20 protein-coding genes and 1 pseudogene are annotated in these 14,854 nt (G+C 67.4%); 8 read left to right on the forward strand and 13 right to left on the reverse strand.

Annotation, left to right across the window (positions count from 1 at the left end):
- Positions 1–24: 24 nt before the first annotated feature.
- Both ON33_RS21515 and ON33_RS21520 read right to left on the reverse strand, forming a co-directional pair.
- Positions 25–684 (reverse strand): TMEM175 family protein, encoded by a 660-nt coding sequence (locus ON33_RS21515; protein ID WP_063711048.1) that lies wholly within the window; start codon positions 682–684, stop codon positions 25–27.
- Positions 677–1,369 (reverse strand): VC0807 family protein, encoded by a 693-nt coding sequence (locus ON33_RS21520; RefSeq protein ID WP_040860798.1) that lies wholly within the window; start codon positions 1,367–1,369, stop codon positions 677–679. Before ON33_RS21520 ends, ON33_RS21515 begins: the two co-directional genes overlap by 8 nt.
- Before the next feature lie 432 nt (positions 1,370–1,801).
- Between ON33_RS21520 and ON33_RS21525 the strand changes: the two genes are divergently transcribed.
- The gene (locus tag ON33_RS21525) at positions 1,802–2,593 is read left to right on the forward strand and encodes a VOC family protein (RefSeq protein ID WP_040860799.1); all 792 of its coding nucleotides are present in this window, start codon (positions 1,802–1,804) and stop codon (positions 2,591–2,593) included.
- 122 nt (positions 2,594–2,715) lie between these two features.
- Here the strand turns inward: ON33_RS21525 and ON33_RS21530 are convergent, their stop codons facing one another.
- From ON33_RS21530 to ON33_RS21560, 7 genes and pseudogenes are all read right to left on the reverse strand, one after another.
- A complete protein-coding gene (locus tag ON33_RS21530; protein WP_083869194.1) occupies positions 2,716–2,889 on the reverse strand; it encodes a fumarylacetoacetate hydrolase family protein in 174 nt (57 codons plus the stop codon).
- 278 nt (positions 2,890–3,167) lie between these two features.
- A pseudogene (gene pucL, locus ON33_RS21535) lies at positions 3,168–3,719 on the reverse strand (factor-independent urate hydroxylase); the annotation flags it as partial.
- Between the two features lie 6 nt (positions 3,720–3,725).
- Positions 3,726–4,070, reverse strand: a complete 345-nt coding sequence (gene uraH / locus ON33_RS21540) for a hydroxyisourate hydrolase (RefSeq protein WP_218001490.1) — start codon at positions 4,068–4,070, stop codon at positions 3,726–3,728.
- Complete coding sequence (gene uraD, locus ON33_RS21545; protein WP_040860802.1) at positions 4,058–4,555, reverse strand: 2-oxo-4-hydroxy-4-carboxy-5-ureidoimidazoline decarboxylase; 498 nt, start codon at positions 4,553–4,555, stop codon at positions 4,058–4,060. The genes uraH and uraD overlap by 13 nt, the downstream gene beginning before the upstream one ends.
- Positions 4,556–4,761: 206 nt before the next feature.
- On the reverse strand, positions 4,762–5,001 hold the full coding sequence (locus tag ON33_RS21550; protein ID WP_040860803.1) for a hypothetical protein: 240 nt from the start codon (positions 4,999–5,001) through the stop codon (positions 4,762–4,764).
- Positions 5,002–5,096: 95 nt separating this feature from the next.
- A complete protein-coding gene (locus ON33_RS21555; protein WP_218001483.1) occupies positions 5,097–5,468 on the reverse strand; it encodes a helix-turn-helix domain-containing protein in 372 nt (123 codons plus the stop codon).
- A gap of 10 nt (positions 5,469–5,478) precedes the next feature.
- Positions 5,479–5,718 (reverse strand): thiamine-binding protein, encoded by a 240-nt coding sequence (locus ON33_RS21560; protein ID WP_040860805.1) that lies wholly within the window; start codon positions 5,716–5,718, stop codon positions 5,479–5,481.
- A gap of 98 nt (positions 5,719–5,816) precedes the next feature.
- Here ON33_RS21560 and ON33_RS21565 point away from each other — a divergent pair, with 98 nt between their 5' ends.
- Positions 5,817–6,581 (forward strand): IclR family transcriptional regulator, encoded by a 765-nt coding sequence (locus ON33_RS21565; protein ID WP_040860806.1) that lies wholly within the window; start codon positions 5,817–5,819, stop codon positions 6,579–6,581.
- A 25-nt stretch (positions 6,582–6,606) separates the two neighbouring features.
- Here ON33_RS21565 and ON33_RS21570 read toward each other — a convergent pair whose 3' ends face one another.
- Complete coding sequence (locus tag ON33_RS21570) at positions 6,607–7,026, reverse strand: hypothetical protein (RefSeq protein ID WP_040860807.1); 420 nt, start codon at positions 7,024–7,026, stop codon at positions 6,607–6,609.
- A gap of 128 nt (positions 7,027–7,154) precedes the next feature.
- On the opposite strand from ON33_RS21570, the gene ON33_RS21575 reads away from it, so the two are divergent.
- A complete protein-coding gene (locus ON33_RS21575) occupies positions 7,155–7,550 on the forward strand; it encodes a CD225/dispanin family protein (protein ID WP_245550649.1) in 396 nt (131 codons plus the stop codon).
- Positions 7,551–7,756: 206 nt separating this feature from the next.
- On the forward strand, positions 7,757–8,422 hold the full coding sequence (locus tag ON33_RS40605) for a hypothetical protein (RefSeq protein WP_157184656.1): 666 nt from the start codon (positions 7,757–7,759) through the stop codon (positions 8,420–8,422).
- A gap of 20 nt (positions 8,423–8,442) precedes the next feature.
- On the opposite strand, the gene ON33_RS21585 is transcribed toward ON33_RS40605, so the two are convergent.
- The gene (locus ON33_RS21585; protein ID WP_040860808.1) at positions 8,443–8,625 is read right to left on the reverse strand and encodes a winged helix DNA-binding protein; all 183 of its coding nucleotides are present in this window, start codon (positions 8,623–8,625) and stop codon (positions 8,443–8,445) included.
- 225 nt (positions 8,626–8,850) lie between these two features.
- Between ON33_RS21585 and ON33_RS21590 the strand changes: the two genes are divergently transcribed.
- The 3 genes from ON33_RS21590 to ON33_RS21600 all read left to right on the forward strand — a co-directional run bounded on the left by ON33_RS21590 (position 8,851) and on the right by ON33_RS21600 (position 11,411).
- Entirely contained in the window at positions 8,851–10,005 is a 1,155-nt protein-coding gene (locus ON33_RS21590) for a serine hydrolase domain-containing protein (RefSeq protein ID WP_040860809.1), read from the forward strand.
- Between the two features lie 98 nt (positions 10,006–10,103).
- The gene (locus tag ON33_RS21595; RefSeq protein ID WP_040860810.1) at positions 10,104–10,628 is read left to right on the forward strand and encodes a phenolic acid decarboxylase; all 525 of its coding nucleotides are present in this window, start codon (positions 10,104–10,106) and stop codon (positions 10,626–10,628) included.
- 93 nt (positions 10,629–10,721) lie between these two features.
- Positions 10,722–11,411, forward strand: coding sequence for a DUF899 domain-containing protein (locus ON33_RS21600; protein WP_040860811.1), 690 nt, complete (start codon positions 10,722–10,724; stop codon positions 11,409–11,411).
- Positions 11,412–11,900: 489 nt separating this feature from the next.
- Here the strand turns inward: ON33_RS21600 and arsA are convergent, their stop codons facing one another.
- Together arsA and ON33_RS21610 are read right to left on the reverse strand one after the other, a co-directional pair.
- A complete protein-coding gene (gene arsA / locus ON33_RS21605; protein WP_051152598.1) occupies positions 11,901–13,679 on the reverse strand; it encodes an arsenical pump-driving ATPase in 1,779 nt (592 codons plus the stop codon).
- A gap of 159 nt (positions 13,680–13,838) precedes the next feature.
- A complete protein-coding gene (locus ON33_RS21610) occupies positions 13,839–14,198 on the reverse strand; it encodes an Rv2640c family ArsR-like transcriptional regulator (protein ID WP_040860961.1) in 360 nt (119 codons plus the stop codon).
- Between the two features lie 100 nt (positions 14,199–14,298).
- On the opposite strand from ON33_RS21610, the gene ON33_RS21615 reads away from it, so the two are divergent.
- Positions 14,299–14,829: an ArsI/CadI family heavy metal resistance metalloenzyme gene (locus tag ON33_RS21615; RefSeq protein ID WP_040860812.1), complete on the forward strand. Its 531-nt coding sequence runs from the start codon at positions 14,299–14,301 to the stop codon at positions 14,827–14,829.
- The last annotated feature ends 25 nt before the right edge of the window (positions 14,830–14,854 follow it).

Consider the following 14,854-nt stretch of genomic DNA (forward strand, 5'->3'; position numbering starts at 1 on the left):
AGGGCTAGCCGGAACGGCCCCGGGCTATTCGGCGTCCGGATCCGGCTCGGCCGGGGACGTCCAGCCCTTGTTGCTCAACCCGTAGAACGTCGAGACCAGCAGATACAGCACCAGCGCGGCGACCGGCGACAGGAATCCGACGCCGATGGTGACCGCGTAGACCAGGATCCCCGGCCAGGCCCGCCAGCTCTCGCGTCGCGCGTACTCCGCGCCCAGCCCGGCCTTGAGCATCTCCGGCCGCTTCGCCAGCCGCCACCACATGGGCGCCCACGGCACCGTCATGAGCACTCCCACGATCCCGTACAGCGCCACCGCGACGACCGCATCGCGGCGCGTCCCGTGCACCAGGTTGTCGGCCACCACGATGGTCGGGAACGGAACGAGCGAAACCCCCAGCAGCAGCATCAGATTCCACCACCGCAGCACGTGGTCGATGCGCCGTAGCCGCCCGAAGAAGGTGTGGTGGTTCATCCACACCACACCGATCGTCATGAACGACGCCAGATAGGCGATGTACGCCGGCCAGATGCTCCCCAAAGCCTGCAACAGGCGCCCCGGATCATGCTGGGGCACCTGGATATTCAAAATCAACAGGGTGATGGCAATCGCCATTACCCCGTCGCTGAACGCTTCTACTCGAGCGGTTCCCGTCAGTGTGCTCTTCGGGACCGGACCGTCACTCATGCACCGCAGCGTAGCCGGGTTCGATGGCCGGTTCGGATGCCTTGACCCGCTTGACAGTTCGGACCGTGATCGCCATCAGCACGACCGTGATGCCGATCATGAGCACGCTGGACAGCCACGCCATGGTGTGAATGGGCAGCCGGTAGGCGAGCACCACCCGCAGCACCGACTCACCGATCAGTCCCACACCCCACATGCCGGAGATCCGGTTGTGCAGGCGCCGCACCATCGGGATGGTGGTGAACTTGTATTCCATGTCCGCCAGCTTCTGCGGCGAACCCGAGAACGCCTTGCGCGCCGCCACATACGTCAGCGGTTTGCCGAGCACGGCGCTGATCCCGAACGCCAGTCCGATGACGGCGGTGGTGAGCGAGTCACGCACGATGATCATCCGGGCGTCACCGCTGATCAGCGAGCTGACAATGCCGAAAACGAAGCCGGCCAGGATGAGCGCGGACATGGCGTCGACCCGCCGGGCCCGGACCACCTCGACGAGGACCATGACCCCGGAGATCACCGCGCCGGCCAGCAGTGCGGAGAAATCGGAGTACCCGGCGGCGTGCAGGAAGTAGTAGGCGGCGAGGGGCACCGCGATGTCGCGGATGGTCGGTGCGAGCATGCGCAACAGATTCGGACGAGTCTCCGCCCCCTGCGGCGCGTTCACAACGGTGGTGTGGTCGGCCATTTCGGAACTCCTGTAATCGGTTGATCGCTACAGGACATGACGCTACGGAGCCGCGCGTCACGCCGAATCTGCCAACCATCACCTCTCGGCCATGACAGTTGTCATGCCGGTCCAGAACCGAGAGCGCCGACCGGAACCGGCACCGCGGCAGCCGATTCCAGATTGCGGCCCCTGGTCTCGGGCGCGCCCGAGAGGCAGATGAGCAAGCCGGCGGCGGCGACCACGGCTCGCAACCCGGGCAATCAGACCGAAGCAAATGAGCGGCGATCCCCTCGGACATACCCGCGCGCCGCGACCGCAGTCCTGGCTGACACGCCGTCCGCCGCCATCCCGGCGCGGGGCGGAGCAGCGGCGATGATTTCCGGAGGCGAACGTCGTCTTCATTCCCAGCGGCCGAGATACCGAATCGAAAACCGATACGAGGAGCTGACCATGTCCTATGTCACGCAGCCGGGTGATCCGGTCTGGACCGATCTCTTCACCACCGACACCGACGGCGCCATCGCCTTCTACGGCGAACTGTTCGGCTGGACCGCCGATGTCGCGCCCGAGTACGGCGGCTACATCACCTTCCGCAAGGACGGCAAGGCCGTCGCTGGCGGGATGCGCAACGACGGGAACGGCGGGCCCGACCAGTGGACCGTCTACCTGGCCAGCCCGGACGCCGACGCGACCGCCGCGGCGGTGACGGCGGCGGGCGGGATGACCGTGGTGCCGGTGACGGCGGTCGGCGACCTCGGCAGGTTCGGAGTTTTCGGCGACAACGGCGGCGTCGGGATCGGCGTGTGGGAGGCCGGTGCCATGCCCGGGTTCGAGCAGCGCGGCGTGGCCGGGGGCGGACAGTGGGAGGGCCACGTGGGCGCGCCCTCGTGGTTCGAACTGCACACCCGCAGCTACGACGACGCGCTGAAGTTCTACCGCGAGGTCTTCGGCTGGAAGGATCCGTTCACCGTCGCCGACACCCCCGAATTCCGGTACACCACAATCCATTCCGTCACCCCCATGCTGGGCGGCGTGATGGACTCGAGCAGCTTCCTGCCGCCGGGCGTGCCCGGATACTGGACCGTCTACTTCGGCGTCGAGGACGTGGATGCCGCCGTGCGCAAGGTGGCCGAACTGGGCGGCAGCGTGGTGCGGCCCGCCGAGGACACTCCCTACGGCCGGCTCGCGGCGGTGGCGGACCCGTCCGGTGTGCGATTCAGCCTGGGCGGCAACAAGTCCTGACCGGAAGTACCGGCAGAGTATGGGACGAACGGCCCGGTCCCCACAGTGACCTGGCCGTTCGGATCATCCCGCGGCGACGTGGTCGGCGCCCCAGCAGCATGTCGACGCAGCCGCGGGAAGTTTCAGCCGGCGAGGGCGTCGCGCACGCCGGTGGCCAGAGTCTGCTGCCTGCCCAGTCCGGCGACCTCGACGACCACGACATCGCCATCGCGCAGATAGGGTTTCGGCTCCGGCCGGCTCACCGCGACGCCGGCCGGGGTTCCGGTCAGCACCAGATCGCCTGGCTCGAGCGTCATCAGCGTGCTCAAGTAGCGGAGCAGTTCGCGCTCAGCGCCGCCGGATCACCCAGCAGCCGGCCGTCGACATCGGCGGTCAGGGACGACAGATCGCGCAGCGCGCCCTGATCATCGAGGGCCACGGGACGCTCGGCGTCCCTGGCCCCAACGCGCAGCAGTTTCATACGTCGCCTCCCGATTGTTCGCCGGCCATCGCGGCCACTTCCGTACCGCCCGGCAGGTGTTCGTTCGCGATGCGAACACCCAACTGCTGCCGGCCGCGAGGGCGGCGGCGACGGTGCCGTCACCGCCGTGCGGTCGTTGGTCGACTGCAGGGTGGTGTACTTGTCCTCGAAGAAGCCGTGGAACTCCGAGCCCGTGGTCTTCAGCAGCGTCAGGTCCCGCACGCCGGACACCACGTGTGCCTTGCGATCCGGTCCGACACCATCGACGTTCACCACGGTGGTGCGCACGCCCTGGCCCGACTTCACGAACGAATGATCATGGCCCGAGCCGTCGACCTCGATGCGGTGCCAGGCGTACTCCTCGATCTCGACGCGCGCGCCGGTGGCGGTGGGCGCCCGGGAGATGAAGTGGTCGGCGAGGGTGAGGCCGAACTCCTCGATAGCGTGGATGCCCTTCTCCTTGGCGAAGGAGAAGGCGGTGCTCTTCTGGGTGTCGGTGGGCAGCACGACACCCTGGTCACCGGTGATGTGCGCGTCGGAGAAGTCACCGCGCAGCGCCGAGGAGACGTTCAGGTCGCGGATCTGATGGCGCGGGGTGTCGCGGTAGACGCGGACGACGCGGTTCTCGGCCTTCCCGTACTGGTTCTGTCCCAGCTCGATTGCCATGTGAGTTCAGCTTCCTCGGTAGGTGGAATAGGCGAAGGGGCTCATGAGCAGCGGCACGTGATAGTGCTCGCCCGCCTCCCCGGCGACCTTGAACGTGATGGAGACCGACGGATAGAAGTAGGTCTGATTCGTTGCGGCGGCATAGCTTTCGATGTCGAAGGTGAGCCGGTAGATGCCGGCCGCGAGCCCTTCGGGGCCGAGATCCCGGATCCGGCCGTCGTCATCGGTCTTGCCCTCGGCCACTGCCCGGGCGTCCGGGCCGACCTGTTCCAGCCGCACCTCGACACCGGCCGCGGGCTTGCCCAGCGCGGAGTCCAGGATGTGCGTGGTAATGGTGCTCACTGCCCGAATACCTTTCGCAGGCGCAGGACGGCGATCTTGCGCAGCTCGTCGGCGACCACGGCCGCCTCGGTGGCGTCGTCGTTGGTGAGGCGCCGGTGCAGGCTCGCCAGGATCTGTTCGGCCGACAGGCCGGTGGCGCAGATCAGGAAGACCCGGCCGAAGCGCTTCTCGTAGGCGCGGTTGCCGTCGAGCAGCTGGGCGGCGATGGCCACGTCCTGGCCGACCCCCGCCTGCTCCTGACGTGACCACGCGGATCCGGTGTCGGTGCCGGACACCCGATCACCGATGCGGGGGTGCGCGGCCAGCGCGCGGTCCACGTCGGTACCGCTCAGCGCGCCGGCCAGCTCATCGGCCCGGGCGAGCACGCCCTCGATATCGGCGTAGGGCCGGTCCGCCAGCACGCCGTCGGCCCATGCGGGCACGTCACAGCAGGTCAGCAGGTCCGGCCGGAGTTGTTCACCGGCAGTCGAATTGAATTCGCTCAACGTCACCATCGGCGCTACCTCTCTCGGATGGTGGAAGGGTGATTCCGCTACTCGAGAAGAGTGTCATGGGCCACAACAACACGTCAACATTTTGTTGAAAATATACAGAGCCCGCAGGTCAGCGTACTCGCGAAGCGGGCACACCGACGGCCCCGAGAGGCCCGGGAACGACGACAGCGACCGATGCCCGACCACGATCGGCCATCCGTCGCCGATCATCGCACCGGCGATGGCCATGAACTCTGCGGCGCAAGCGTCAGGGCGGCACTGGTGCGAGATCGGAACATTTGATGGAACACCAGAGCCTTCGGACAGCCCGCACTGATTCCGGGCGGCATGACGATCGACACCGATCCCGGCAGACCCGCGTAGAACGAGGGTGCGACCGCCGGGGTCATGCCGATGAACAGCGAGACCCCTACGATCAGCGGCGGCGCGACGACTCCGGCCACCATTGCGGCGATGTACTGCAGGCCGCCGGCGAGCAGTTGTCAGGGCGGCGGCACGCCGTCAACAATTCGTTGAATATCTCCGTCGGCCGACAGTCGCGTCACGCGCGTTCGCGGTTGAGGTAGTTGTAGACGGTGAAGCGGGTGACGCCCAGCGCAGCCGCCACCGTCTCGGCGGACTTGCGAAATGTGAAGGCGCCCCGCTCTTCCAGCAATCGGACAGCACGCTGCTTGTCGACCCGCGGCAGCTCCGCCAGCGGCCCGCCCAGCTCCGCCGCCACCTCGTCCAGCAGCCGCTCCAGGCCGCCGAGGCTGTCGGGTTCGGGCGCACCGAAACGCACGCAGGCCAGCGTCACGCCCTCCCAGATCACGGGGACGTCGTCGGCGGTGGCCTCCCGCGCGGGCACCAGGCGGCCGCCGGTCCGCTCCAGCAGCGGGGCGAGCGTCACCAGCACGGGGTGTGACTCATCCATAGGCGAAGGCTCAGTCATCCTGCTCGACCTGCATGGTCACCCGGGTGGCGCCGTGCGCGAAAGCGGTCACCATGATCTGGCCCAGCACCGGCAGCAGCTGTTCGTCGGTCCCGGCCACCGAGGTGCCGAGCGGACCGAAATCGCAGTCCAGACCGGCCGATTCCGCGAGTTCGAGGGCCGCCCTGGCATGCGAGGGCGTCTCCCCTTCCCCATGGAACGGTTCGGTCGTGAACTCCGCGCGCAGCCGCATGCGCCTCAGGCTACTGGCCACAGGCCAGTTGGCGGCCGAACGGGTGATCTACCATCTCCCTAGAATTCCGGTATTCGGAAAAACTGAGGAGGACCGGGGTGGCGGCAGGTAAGGAGCCCAAGAGCGGCACCGGAGGCGTGCAATCCATCGAGCGCGCGTTCGGACTGCTGGAGCTCATGGCAGACGAGGGCGGCATGATGGGCCTGTCCCAGCTGGCCGCGCAGTCCGGACTGCCGCTGCCGACCATCCACCGGCTGGTGCGCACCCTGGTGGATCTGGGCTACCTGCACCAGGAACCGTCACGCAAATATGTGCTCGGCCCCAAGCTGATCAAGCTCGGTGAAAGCTCCTCGCAGATGCTGGCGGTGCTGGCCCGCCCGCACCTGGCCCGGCTGGTCGACGAACTCGGCGAATCCGCCAACATGGCCATGCTGGACGGCGATCAGATCGTCTATGTGGCGCAGGTGCAGTCGCGGCACTCCATGCGCATGTTCACCGAGGTGGGCCGGCGGGTGCTGCCGCACTGCACGGCCGTGGGCAAGGCCATCCTGGCCGGATCGGCGCCCGAGCTGACGCGGGAACTGTTGCAGCGCACCGGAATGCCGCGCTACACCGACAACACCATCACCGATCCGGAGGAGTTCGCCCGGCAGTTGGACGCGGCCGCGCGCACCGGATACGCCACGGACGAGGGCGAACAGGAGATGGGCGTCCGCTGCGTGGCCGTCGCCGTTCCCAAAGCGCCTGCCCGGCTGGCGATTTCGGTATCCGGTCCGGTGGGACGCATGACCGAGGAACTCGTCGACCGCGCCGCACCGCTGCTGGCAGAGGTCGCCTCGGCCCTGTCCGACGACCTCCAATAGCACCGGCCAGGGTGTCCGATTCGCGTCATGGCACGACGAATGTCGCGAAGCCGGGCGTGTAGGTTCCGCCCGGCGCGAGCATCAGCACGACCTGGCCGACACCCGTGTACAGCGTAGCGGCCGACGGGATTCCATTCAGGCCGTCGGAGAGCGTCGCCACCCCGGTCGCCCCGGTCGACAGATTGAGCCAAGTGACCGGCGTGGAGAGGAAGCATCCCCAGCCGCCCGGCTTGGACCCGGTGACCACGACGACCCCGGACCGATCGCCGACCACCGCCGCGCAGCGGGCGGGGAAGGCGTCGAAACTGCCGTTCGGATTTCCGAAGGGCGCGGCATCGATCTGAAAAGGAATGGTGACCGGATCTGCCGCGGCCGTCCCGACCGTGGGCAACCCACACAGCGCGAAAGCCGCACCGACCACAGCAATCTTGCGAGCGAACGCCATATCTCGAATCTCCTACGCAGCAATCTCACCGGCGGTTCTCGGTCGGTTACCAGACAGCGGTGCCGTAATCGACCTCATACAGATCGCGAAAAATCTCGCGAACCAGGCAATTCGAAAAGGATTCTGCCATGACCACCCCCGAACCGGCCGCAATGCCCGACGAGGCCGGAACAACCGAGATCGAGTCCACGCCCCCGACTCCCGCAACCACACGGCCAATCCTGCGGCCGCCGAACAATATCGGCTGGGCGGTCGCCTCCCTGCTGTTCTTCTGGCCTCTGTCCTTCTCCGCGTTCACTCACGCGCTCAACGTCTTTCCACTGTGGACCGAAGGCGATGCCGACGGCGCCCGCCTCGCCTCGTACCGAGCCCGCTACCTCGGCATCCTCTCCCTCTGGATCGGCGGCGCGCTGTTCGTCGTGTTCGCCATCCTCTACATCGCGGGCCTGCTGGTCCTCGTGCATCACGGTCATGGCGGCCACCACAATTGGGGCGGCCCGGGCCCGCGGATGCACCGCGGCTGACGGATCCGGGCCCGGGCACGACCAGTGCACGGGCCCCCATTTCCCCTAATCACCCCCATACCTTCCCCCCAACACACCTCGTAGCCGAACTCTGCCCACAAAGCCCGCGATCGGGACAGATCCGAATGTCCTCCAGTTTCGAATCCTGAACCGAAGCCATCGGCATTCTGATGCGAATCCATCGACAGTTCGGAATGAGGTTCTCTATGGGCACAAGTCAGCCCAGCGGTTCGGTTTTACGTCGGCGTGCGGCCCGGGCGGTCGTCGCAGGCGCTCTCCCACTCTCCCTCGTCCTGCTGGGAGTGACACCCGCGCTGGCCGAGGACGCGCCACCGGCGGTGACCACGCAGCCGGCGGACATCCCGGATTCGGCCATCCACATCGGCACGCTCCAACTCGACCGGCCGATCTTTCTGACTCCCGAGCAGACCGCGCAGATCAATACCGGGACCATCGGCGCGGAAACCGCGCTGGCGCAGTCGCTCGAAGCGGCCGGGCTCGACCACGCCCGCGCGACCAGTGTCTCGAAGGCCGTTCTCGGTGACGCGGCCATCGGCGCGGGGGTCGGGGCCACCCTGGCCAGCCCGATCGCCTGGGCCGGTGCGGTGATCGGCGTGGTGTCGGGCCTGATCGCCGGACTGCCCTTCGCCCCGATCGGCTTGGTCATCGTTCCGGTCATCGGCGCGGCCCTCGGATACGCCATGGTCGCGGCGCCGTTCGCCGCGCTCGGCGCGGGCGTCGGAGCCGCGGTCGGTGTGGCGGACGGCCTGCTCAACCCGGCCCCGGCCACCCAGCCCGCCCAGGCCCCCGCCCCGGCCCCGGCGGCGGGCGCCACCCAGCCCGGCCCCGCCGACGGCACCCAGGTCGGATGAGCAGTCAGCCTGGCTGAACCTTATTGAGAGACAACGAGTTCCAGCAGCGCATACAACTCGCGCTGCTGGTTCTCGTTCAGCACCGCCAGGGCGGGTACCGCCCCGAAGACCTCTTCGTCGAGCTGGGCGCGGAGCGCCTCCCCCGCCGGGGTCGGCGTGACCAGGCGAGCCCGGCGGTCGGTCGGGTGAATCTGCTTCCGCACCAGAACTGTGACTCCAGACGGTCGACCGAGTTCGCCGTATTCGACAGATCCGCCCCGAGCCGGGCGGACAACTCCTCGAGCGTCAGCGGTTCCGCGCGATGCCCCAGGGCCTTCGCCTGCATGAGAGCCACGTCCCCGGCGATTCACGGAAAAGAGGGCCGGAGCAGCGGCGTAGATTGTGATCCACGATGCTCGGGCCGTCTTCTTCGATGAAGGGATCCGGTGATGGGTGTGTCGACTCGATGCCGAGTGGGCGCGATCCTGGCGATCGTGCTCACCGTGGCCGCCGGTGCCTGCTCGTCGGATCGGGGCGGTGATACGAACGGGTCCGGCGGCAGTTCCCCCGACGCCGTGCGGATCGCCGACATCGTGCGGGCCAAACTGACCCAACTCGATCTCACCGCAGCCGTTTTCGGGGTGTGGCGCGGGAAGGATCCGGTCATCATCGGCGCTGCGGGCGACTCACCGCTCGGCGTCCCCGCGACCAGCGACATGCAGTTGCGGGTGGGGCAGCCCATGGAGCCGATGCTGTCCACCGTGCTGTGGCATCTGGACGCGGCCGGCACGCTGCCGATGGACAAGCCGATCGCCCGATGGCTGCCGAGCTTCCCGCGCGCCGACCGGATCACCCCGCGCATGCTCGCCGACAGCACCTCCGGAATCGCCGACTACGTCACCGACCGGGACTTCCTGAAACGCTTCGCAGACAATCCTTTTCACACCTGGAGCGCCCAGGAACTGTTCGACCTGGCCAATGCCCGCCCGCCCCTTTTCGATCCCGGTACCAGCTTCGCCTATGCGCACAGCGATCTGGTCGTCCTCGGCGAGGTGCTGCAGCTGGCCAGCGGAAAGTCGCTGGGCGACCTGATCTCCCAGTATGTGCTGGGCCCGCTCGGCATGCGGCATTCCGCCGTGGTCCGCACCGCCCGGATCGACGAGCCGATCCTGCACGGCTATACCGACGAGCGAAAGGTCTTCGAGGACGCCACCTTCTGGAATCCGACGGCCTTCCTGCACTCCGGGAACATGAACTCCACCGTCACCGACGTCGGCCGCTGGGTGCGCGCCCTCGGTAAGGGAGAGCTGCTCTCCGCCGGCCAGTTCCAGCAGATGATGGCTCCCTCCACCGCCGGGCTGGGTCCGCTCACCGACCGGAAGTACTTCGCCTTCGGCGTCCCCCACCTGGGCGACTGGCTGTTCATGAACCCCGCCTACGGCGGCTACAACGGCATCGGCCTCTACGACACCGAATCCGACACCACCATCATCGTCTACGCCACCCTGGGTCCGACGGCCAACGCCGACGTCGACAACGCCATACCCATCGGCGCCGAGATCGCCGAACTGCTGGTTCCCGACCGCCCGCCGCCCCTGCCCTGACGGGGAGCATCCGTGGGGATTGTCGGGAACGCGTGGGCAGCGGATAGGCTGATTGCGACGCCCGGGTCTTGACGCAGGTCGGCCGAGAGGAGTTAGCGATGAGCGCCGAACATGCCGCCGCACCGGCCCTGGCGGGTGACCTGTCGGGGATCGTCGGGCAGCATCTGATCTACGCGTACGAGAACGGCTGGAAGTACGACCTGTACGTACGCAATTCGCAGACGGTCGCCTTCCGCTGCCTGATGGGTCCGATGTTCGGCCGCTGGTCCACCGCGCAACCGGCCAAGATGATCCAGCTCAGTGGCGATATGTACAAGCTCGCCTGGGTGGAGCCGACCGGGACGGTCACGGTGCTCATCGTCTGGCTGCGCGAGCGCCGGGTGCACACCACGATCTGCTACCCGCAGTGGATGCTCGACTTCCCCGAGAGCACGATGGGCCACTACGAGGACGGCCTCGCTCAGATCACCGCCGACCGCGACCAGGGCCCCACCTACCCCCAGACCCTGGTCGCCTCCACCGGCCGCATCACCTTCCTCGAAACCCGGGAACCCGACGACGACACCGTCATCGACCGCCCACCGGCCAAGCTCCCCCTCCACTACGCGAATCGCACCAACTGATTCCCTCGTGTTCCGGTCACCGATGAATTCCGCGCGCCCGCGGCGTCCCTGCCTACAGCACGCATTCTGTGAAACCGGTGAGGGAGGATCCCCGTGAGCACGAACCCGCTGCCGCCTGTCGTCGACATGGACACCTGGCGGACCGAACTCGAAGCACTGCGTCTCCGCGAGAAGGCCGCGACCCGCGAGCTCGACGCCATCGCCGCCCAGCGCCGTCGCCTGCCGATGGTCGAACTGCCCGACTACATCCTGGAGGGCGAGGACGGTCCGATCCGGCTGGCCGACATCTTCGGCGGCAGATCGCAATTGATCGTCTACAGCCACATGTGGTTCCCCGGCGAGGAATGGCACTGCCCCGGCTGCACCGGATTCACCTCGCAGTTCACCCGCCTGGAGTTCCTGGACAACTACGACGCCCGTTTCGTCATCGTCACCCAGGGCCCGATCGACGAGGCTCTCGCCTACCGGCGCCGCGTAGGCAACAAGATGCCCTGGTACTCCACCGCCAACAGCCCGTTCGGGACCGACATCGACGCCCCGCCCGGCGGCGGCTTCGGCGTCAATGTCTTCCTCCGGGACGGCGACACCGTCTACCGCACCTGGCACACCAACGGCCGCGGCGTGGAACAGCTGACCCACACCTTCTCCCTCATCGACCTGCTCCCCTACGGCCGCCAGGAAGACTGGCAGGACGTCCCCACCGGCTGGCCCCAATCCCCCGCCTACAACCGCTGGCCCAGCTCCAAGGAAATCGCCGCCGCCTACGGCAACCCGAATCCGTAAGGCCGCCAGTGGAATAACTGGCACCTCGCCCGCCGTGGGTCGAGTTGCGTTTCGGTTCAACACGATTCACGGCGAACAGGTAGTTCCATTCACCATTCTGCGACAGGCGCCCGAGGGCGGGTACGCGGTACCCCCCAGTTCTACCCACCCCAATCCCCATGGCCCTGGAGGATCTCGCGCCAACCGACACCACCCGCGACCTGCAGCCTCTCGGCTAGCGCAGAAGCGGCCGCACCGGATCATCGCTCCGTGATCACATTTGCCGCTGTATGCGTCTTTGTACCTTCTACGGTTCCCGTGTGGCTGCGCGTGTGTTCAACCGGCGCAGGATGGGCGCGGAGAGGGATCGGGTCATCGATTCGTTGCAGCGGTCATTGCGTCGGGAGACCGGGGCGACACTATGACCACCACCAGTTGGCGCTCACCGGTATCGGTGAATCGTGAGGCGGACACCGGATACCGGGTTGGGGGGTCGACGATGGATTCGCGTTACGGCGTGGCGGGTACGGGACCTTGTGGCCTCGGACTACCGCTGGTCAGCGCGGTGAGGGCTGGGATGCCGACGGGTTCGGTGGCGAGTGTGGGGATGATGGCGTAGCGCGGGGTGTGGTGGGTGACCTGGTTGATGGGACCCAGTTCGGCCTGGGCGCGGCGGTGCAGGAGTGGGTCGGAGGGTGCGGCGGCGGCGAGGCTGTTGTTGATGATCCAGGCCCAGGGGTGAATTCGGGCTCGTTGCAGGTCGGTCTGCAGTTCGAGGGCCTCGAGAACGGGGGTGGTTTCGGGCAGAGTGATCAGCAGGACCTTGGTGGCGGCAGGGTCTTGCAGCCGCATGAGAGGTGTGGTGAACCGGGTACCGGGGGCCAGCTGCCGCACGATGTCGCGGTGGTAGGAGCCGGTGGTGTCGAGCAGAAGCAACGTGTGTCCGGTGGGGGCGGTGTCGATGACGACGAACCGGCGGCGGGACTCGGCGATGACGTGGGAAAAGGCTTGGAAGACAGCGACTTCGTCGGTGCAGGGGGAACGGAGGTCTTCGGCCAGGGCGGCACGGCCGGCGTCGTCGAGGGTGGAGCCCTTGGTGGCCATCACGCGGGTCCGGTAGTCACTGACGGCTTGGGCGGGGTCGATGCGGGACAGGTGCAGGTGTTCGAGGGTGCCGCCGAGGGTTTCGGCGAGGTTGGCGGCAGGGTCGGTGGTTGACAGATGCACGTCGTGGCCGCGTTGGGCCAAGGCCACCGCGACCGCGGCTGCGACGGTCGTTTTGCCGACGCCGCCCTTGCCCATGCACATGATCAGGCAGGGGCCGTCGCGTTCGATGTCGTCGATCAATCGCCGAAGCGGCGCGTCGGCGAGGACATCGTCCGGCACGATGGCGGCGGGGGTGGGCGAGAGCTCGGTGGGGTCGAACAGGGTGGCCAAGGCCGTGGCCCCGATGATGTTGGTCGGTTTGAGTTCGATGAGGTCGCGCGGAAGGTCGCGCACCGTGTCGGGCATGGCGGCCACGGCGGCGCGTTCACGGCGATGGACCGCGGCGGCCAGCGGGTCGGTGGCCTCGATGGTGTCGGGCAGGACACCGTTGACGACGACGTAGAAGTTGTTCATTCCGATAGCGGCCAATTCTGTTCGCGTGCGAGCGATTTCGGTCAACGTCGACCGGGAGGGCCGGGCGACCAGAACGACGCGAGTGCGGTGCGGATCGGCCAGCGCGGCCACCGCTGCGGCGTAGATGGTCTTGTGTTTGTCCAGCCCCGACAGCGGTCCCAGGCAGGTGGCTTCGCCTCCGCCGGTGAGGAATTGGCTCCAGTTGCCGGGTAGCTGCAGCAGGCGGATGGTGTGCCCGGTGGGTGCGGTGTCGAACAGGATGTGGTCGTAGCCGGCGGTGTCGTCGGTCAGCAGCGTGGTGAACTCGTTGAACGAGGCGATCTCGGTGGTGCACGACCCCGACAGCTGCTCGGTCATCGCCGCGATATCGGCCTCGGCCGCGATACCGCGCATCGGCGCGATGATCCGGTCCCGGTATGCCGCCACGGCCTGCTCGGGGTCGATCTCGAGTGCCCACAACCCGTCCACGCCCGGGATCGCGGTCACGGTGTTGCCGATCGTCAGCTCGAACACCTGGCCCACGTTCGAGGCCGGATCGGTGGACACCAGCAGGACCCGCTTGCCTTGGCGTGCGAGCGTCACCGCGGCCGCGCAGGCGATCGAGGTCTTGCCGACACCGCCCTTGCCGGTGAAGAACAGAAACCGCGGAACCTCGGTCAGGAACTTCATCACAGCCGTCACCTCCGGTATCTCTCGATCACGAACGACGCATTCGTAGCTGCGCCGACCCCGATTTCATCCGATCGCACCCGCCCACCCTCCGAGCAGGGCCGAACGTCACCGGTCGCCGGGCCCAATGTGGCGGTGTCGGCGTCGGGCTACGGCTTTTCAGCTGCAGCAGTTGGGGTCCAATACAAGGCACAGTGCCGACAATGCGTCCCGGCGTGCCTGGTGATAGGTGTTCATCCCACGACGTTCGGACTCGATCAGGCCCGCCTTCTTCAACTGCCCGAGGTGGTGGCTGACCGTGGACTCGGCCAGCCCGACCATCGCAGCAAGGTCCCCGGTGTTCTCCTGCCCGTCGGCGCTGGTCAGCAGCAGCGACATCAGCCGCACCCGAGCCGGGTCGGCCAGCGCCTTGAGCCGCAACGCCACCTCCAGCGCCGCGGCATCATCGACCGGTCCGGCCGCCACCGGCGCGCAGCAGACCGGGGCGGACATGTCGATCACGGGCAACGCCTTGGGCATGAAATCCACCTTACCCACTTTGTTGACATATGTCGAAAAGGTGGCAGACTCGGTCACGTCAGCACTTCGACATATGTCTCACAAGTGGAGGTATGCTCTCATGTCCCGCGTTCAGCTCGCCCTCAACGTCGACGACCTCGATCAGGCGATCGCGTTCTACTCGACCCTGTTCAAGACCGACCCCGCCAAGCGCAAGCCCGGCTACGCCAACTTCGCCATCGCCGAGCCGCCGCTCAAGCTGGTGCTCATCGAGAACCCCGGCCACGGCGGCAGCCTCAACCATCTCGGCGTCGAGGTCGAAACCTCCGGCCAGGTACACGCCGAGATCGCCCGCCTGTCGGGCGCAGGCATGTTCACCGAGGAGCAGATGGCGACCACGTGTTGCTTCGCCACCCAGGACAAGGTGTGGGTCACCGCGCCCGACGCCGAACGCTGGGAGGTGTACACCGTGCTGGCTGATAGCGAAACCTTCGGCACCGCACCGGTATCGGCCTCCGGCGAGACCGCCACCGATGAGCACGCCACGGCGGCGTGCTGTGGCACCGCCGAGGAAGCCGCTGCCGAGGGTGCGTGCTGCGGCAGTGCCGCCAAGGCCGAGGCCGTGGCCGCCGGCAAGTCCTGCTGCGCCTGACGGCGCCCGGCGAGTTCACTTGTTG

Origin of the sequence: Nocardia niigatensis NBRC 100131 (assembly GCF_000308655.1) — a bacterium.
GTDB lineage: Bacteria > Actinomycetota > Actinomycetes > Mycobacteriales > Mycobacteriaceae > Nocardia > Nocardia niigatensis.

What these genes read in the sequence shown, in the direction of transcription:
- ON33_RS21515 (WP_063711048.1), bottom strand. Translation starts at nt 684, where the DNA reads ATGAGTGACGGTCCGGTCCCGAAGAGCACACTGACGGGAACCGCTCGA.
- ON33_RS21575 (WP_245550649.1), top strand. Translation starts at nt 7,155, where the DNA reads ATGACCACCCCCGAACCGGCCGCAATGCCCGACGAGGCCGGAACAACC.
- uraD (WP_040860802.1), bottom strand. Translation starts at nt 4,555, where the DNA reads ATGGTGACGTTGAGCGAATTCAATTCGACTGCCGGTGAACAACTCCGG.
- ON33_RS21520 (WP_040860798.1), bottom strand. Translation starts at nt 1,369, where the DNA reads ATGGCCGACCACACCACCGTTGTGAACGCGCCGCAGGGGGCGGAGACT.
- arsA (WP_051152598.1), bottom strand. Translation starts at nt 13,679, where the DNA reads ATGAAGTTCCTGACCGAGGTTCCGCGGTTTCTGTTCTTCACCGGCAAG.
- ON33_RS21530 (WP_083869194.1), bottom strand. Translation starts at nt 2,889, where the DNA reads ATGACGCTCGAGCCAGGCGATCTGGTGCTGACCGGAACCCCGGCCGGC.
- ON33_RS21570 (WP_040860807.1), bottom strand. Translation starts at nt 7,026, where the DNA reads ATGGCGTTCGCTCGCAAGATTGCTGTGGTCGGTGCGGCTTTCGCGCTG.
- ON33_RS21525 (WP_040860799.1), top strand. Translation starts at nt 1,802, where the DNA reads ATGTCCTATGTCACGCAGCCGGGTGATCCGGTCTGGACCGATCTCTTC.
- ON33_RS21550 (WP_040860803.1), bottom strand. Translation starts at nt 5,001, where the DNA reads ATGGTGGCCGGAGTCGTCGCGCCGCCGCTGATCGTAGGGGTCTCGCTG.
- ON33_RS21560 (WP_040860805.1), bottom strand. Translation starts at nt 5,718, where the DNA reads ATGCGGCTGCGCGCGGAGTTCACGACCGAACCGTTCCATGGGGAAGGG.
- ON33_RS21595 (WP_040860810.1), top strand. Translation starts at nt 10,104, where the DNA reads ATGAGCGCCGAACATGCCGCCGCACCGGCCCTGGCGGGTGACCTGTCG.
- ON33_RS21590 (WP_040860809.1), top strand. Translation starts at nt 8,851, where the DNA reads ATGGGTGTGTCGACTCGATGCCGAGTGGGCGCGATCCTGGCGATCGTG.
- ON33_RS21555 (WP_218001483.1), bottom strand. Translation starts at nt 5,468, where the DNA reads ATGGATGAGTCACACCCCGTGCTGGTGACGCTCGCCCCGCTGCTGGAG.
- ON33_RS21615 (WP_040860812.1), top strand. Translation starts at nt 14,299, where the DNA reads ATGTCCCGCGTTCAGCTCGCCCTCAACGTCGACGACCTCGATCAGGCG.
- ON33_RS40605 (WP_157184656.1), top strand. Translation starts at nt 7,757, where the DNA reads ATGGGCACAAGTCAGCCCAGCGGTTCGGTTTTACGTCGGCGTGCGGCC.
- ON33_RS21610 (WP_040860961.1), bottom strand. Translation starts at nt 14,198, where the DNA reads ATGCCCAAGGCGTTGCCCGTGATCGACATGTCCGCCCCGGTCTGCTGC.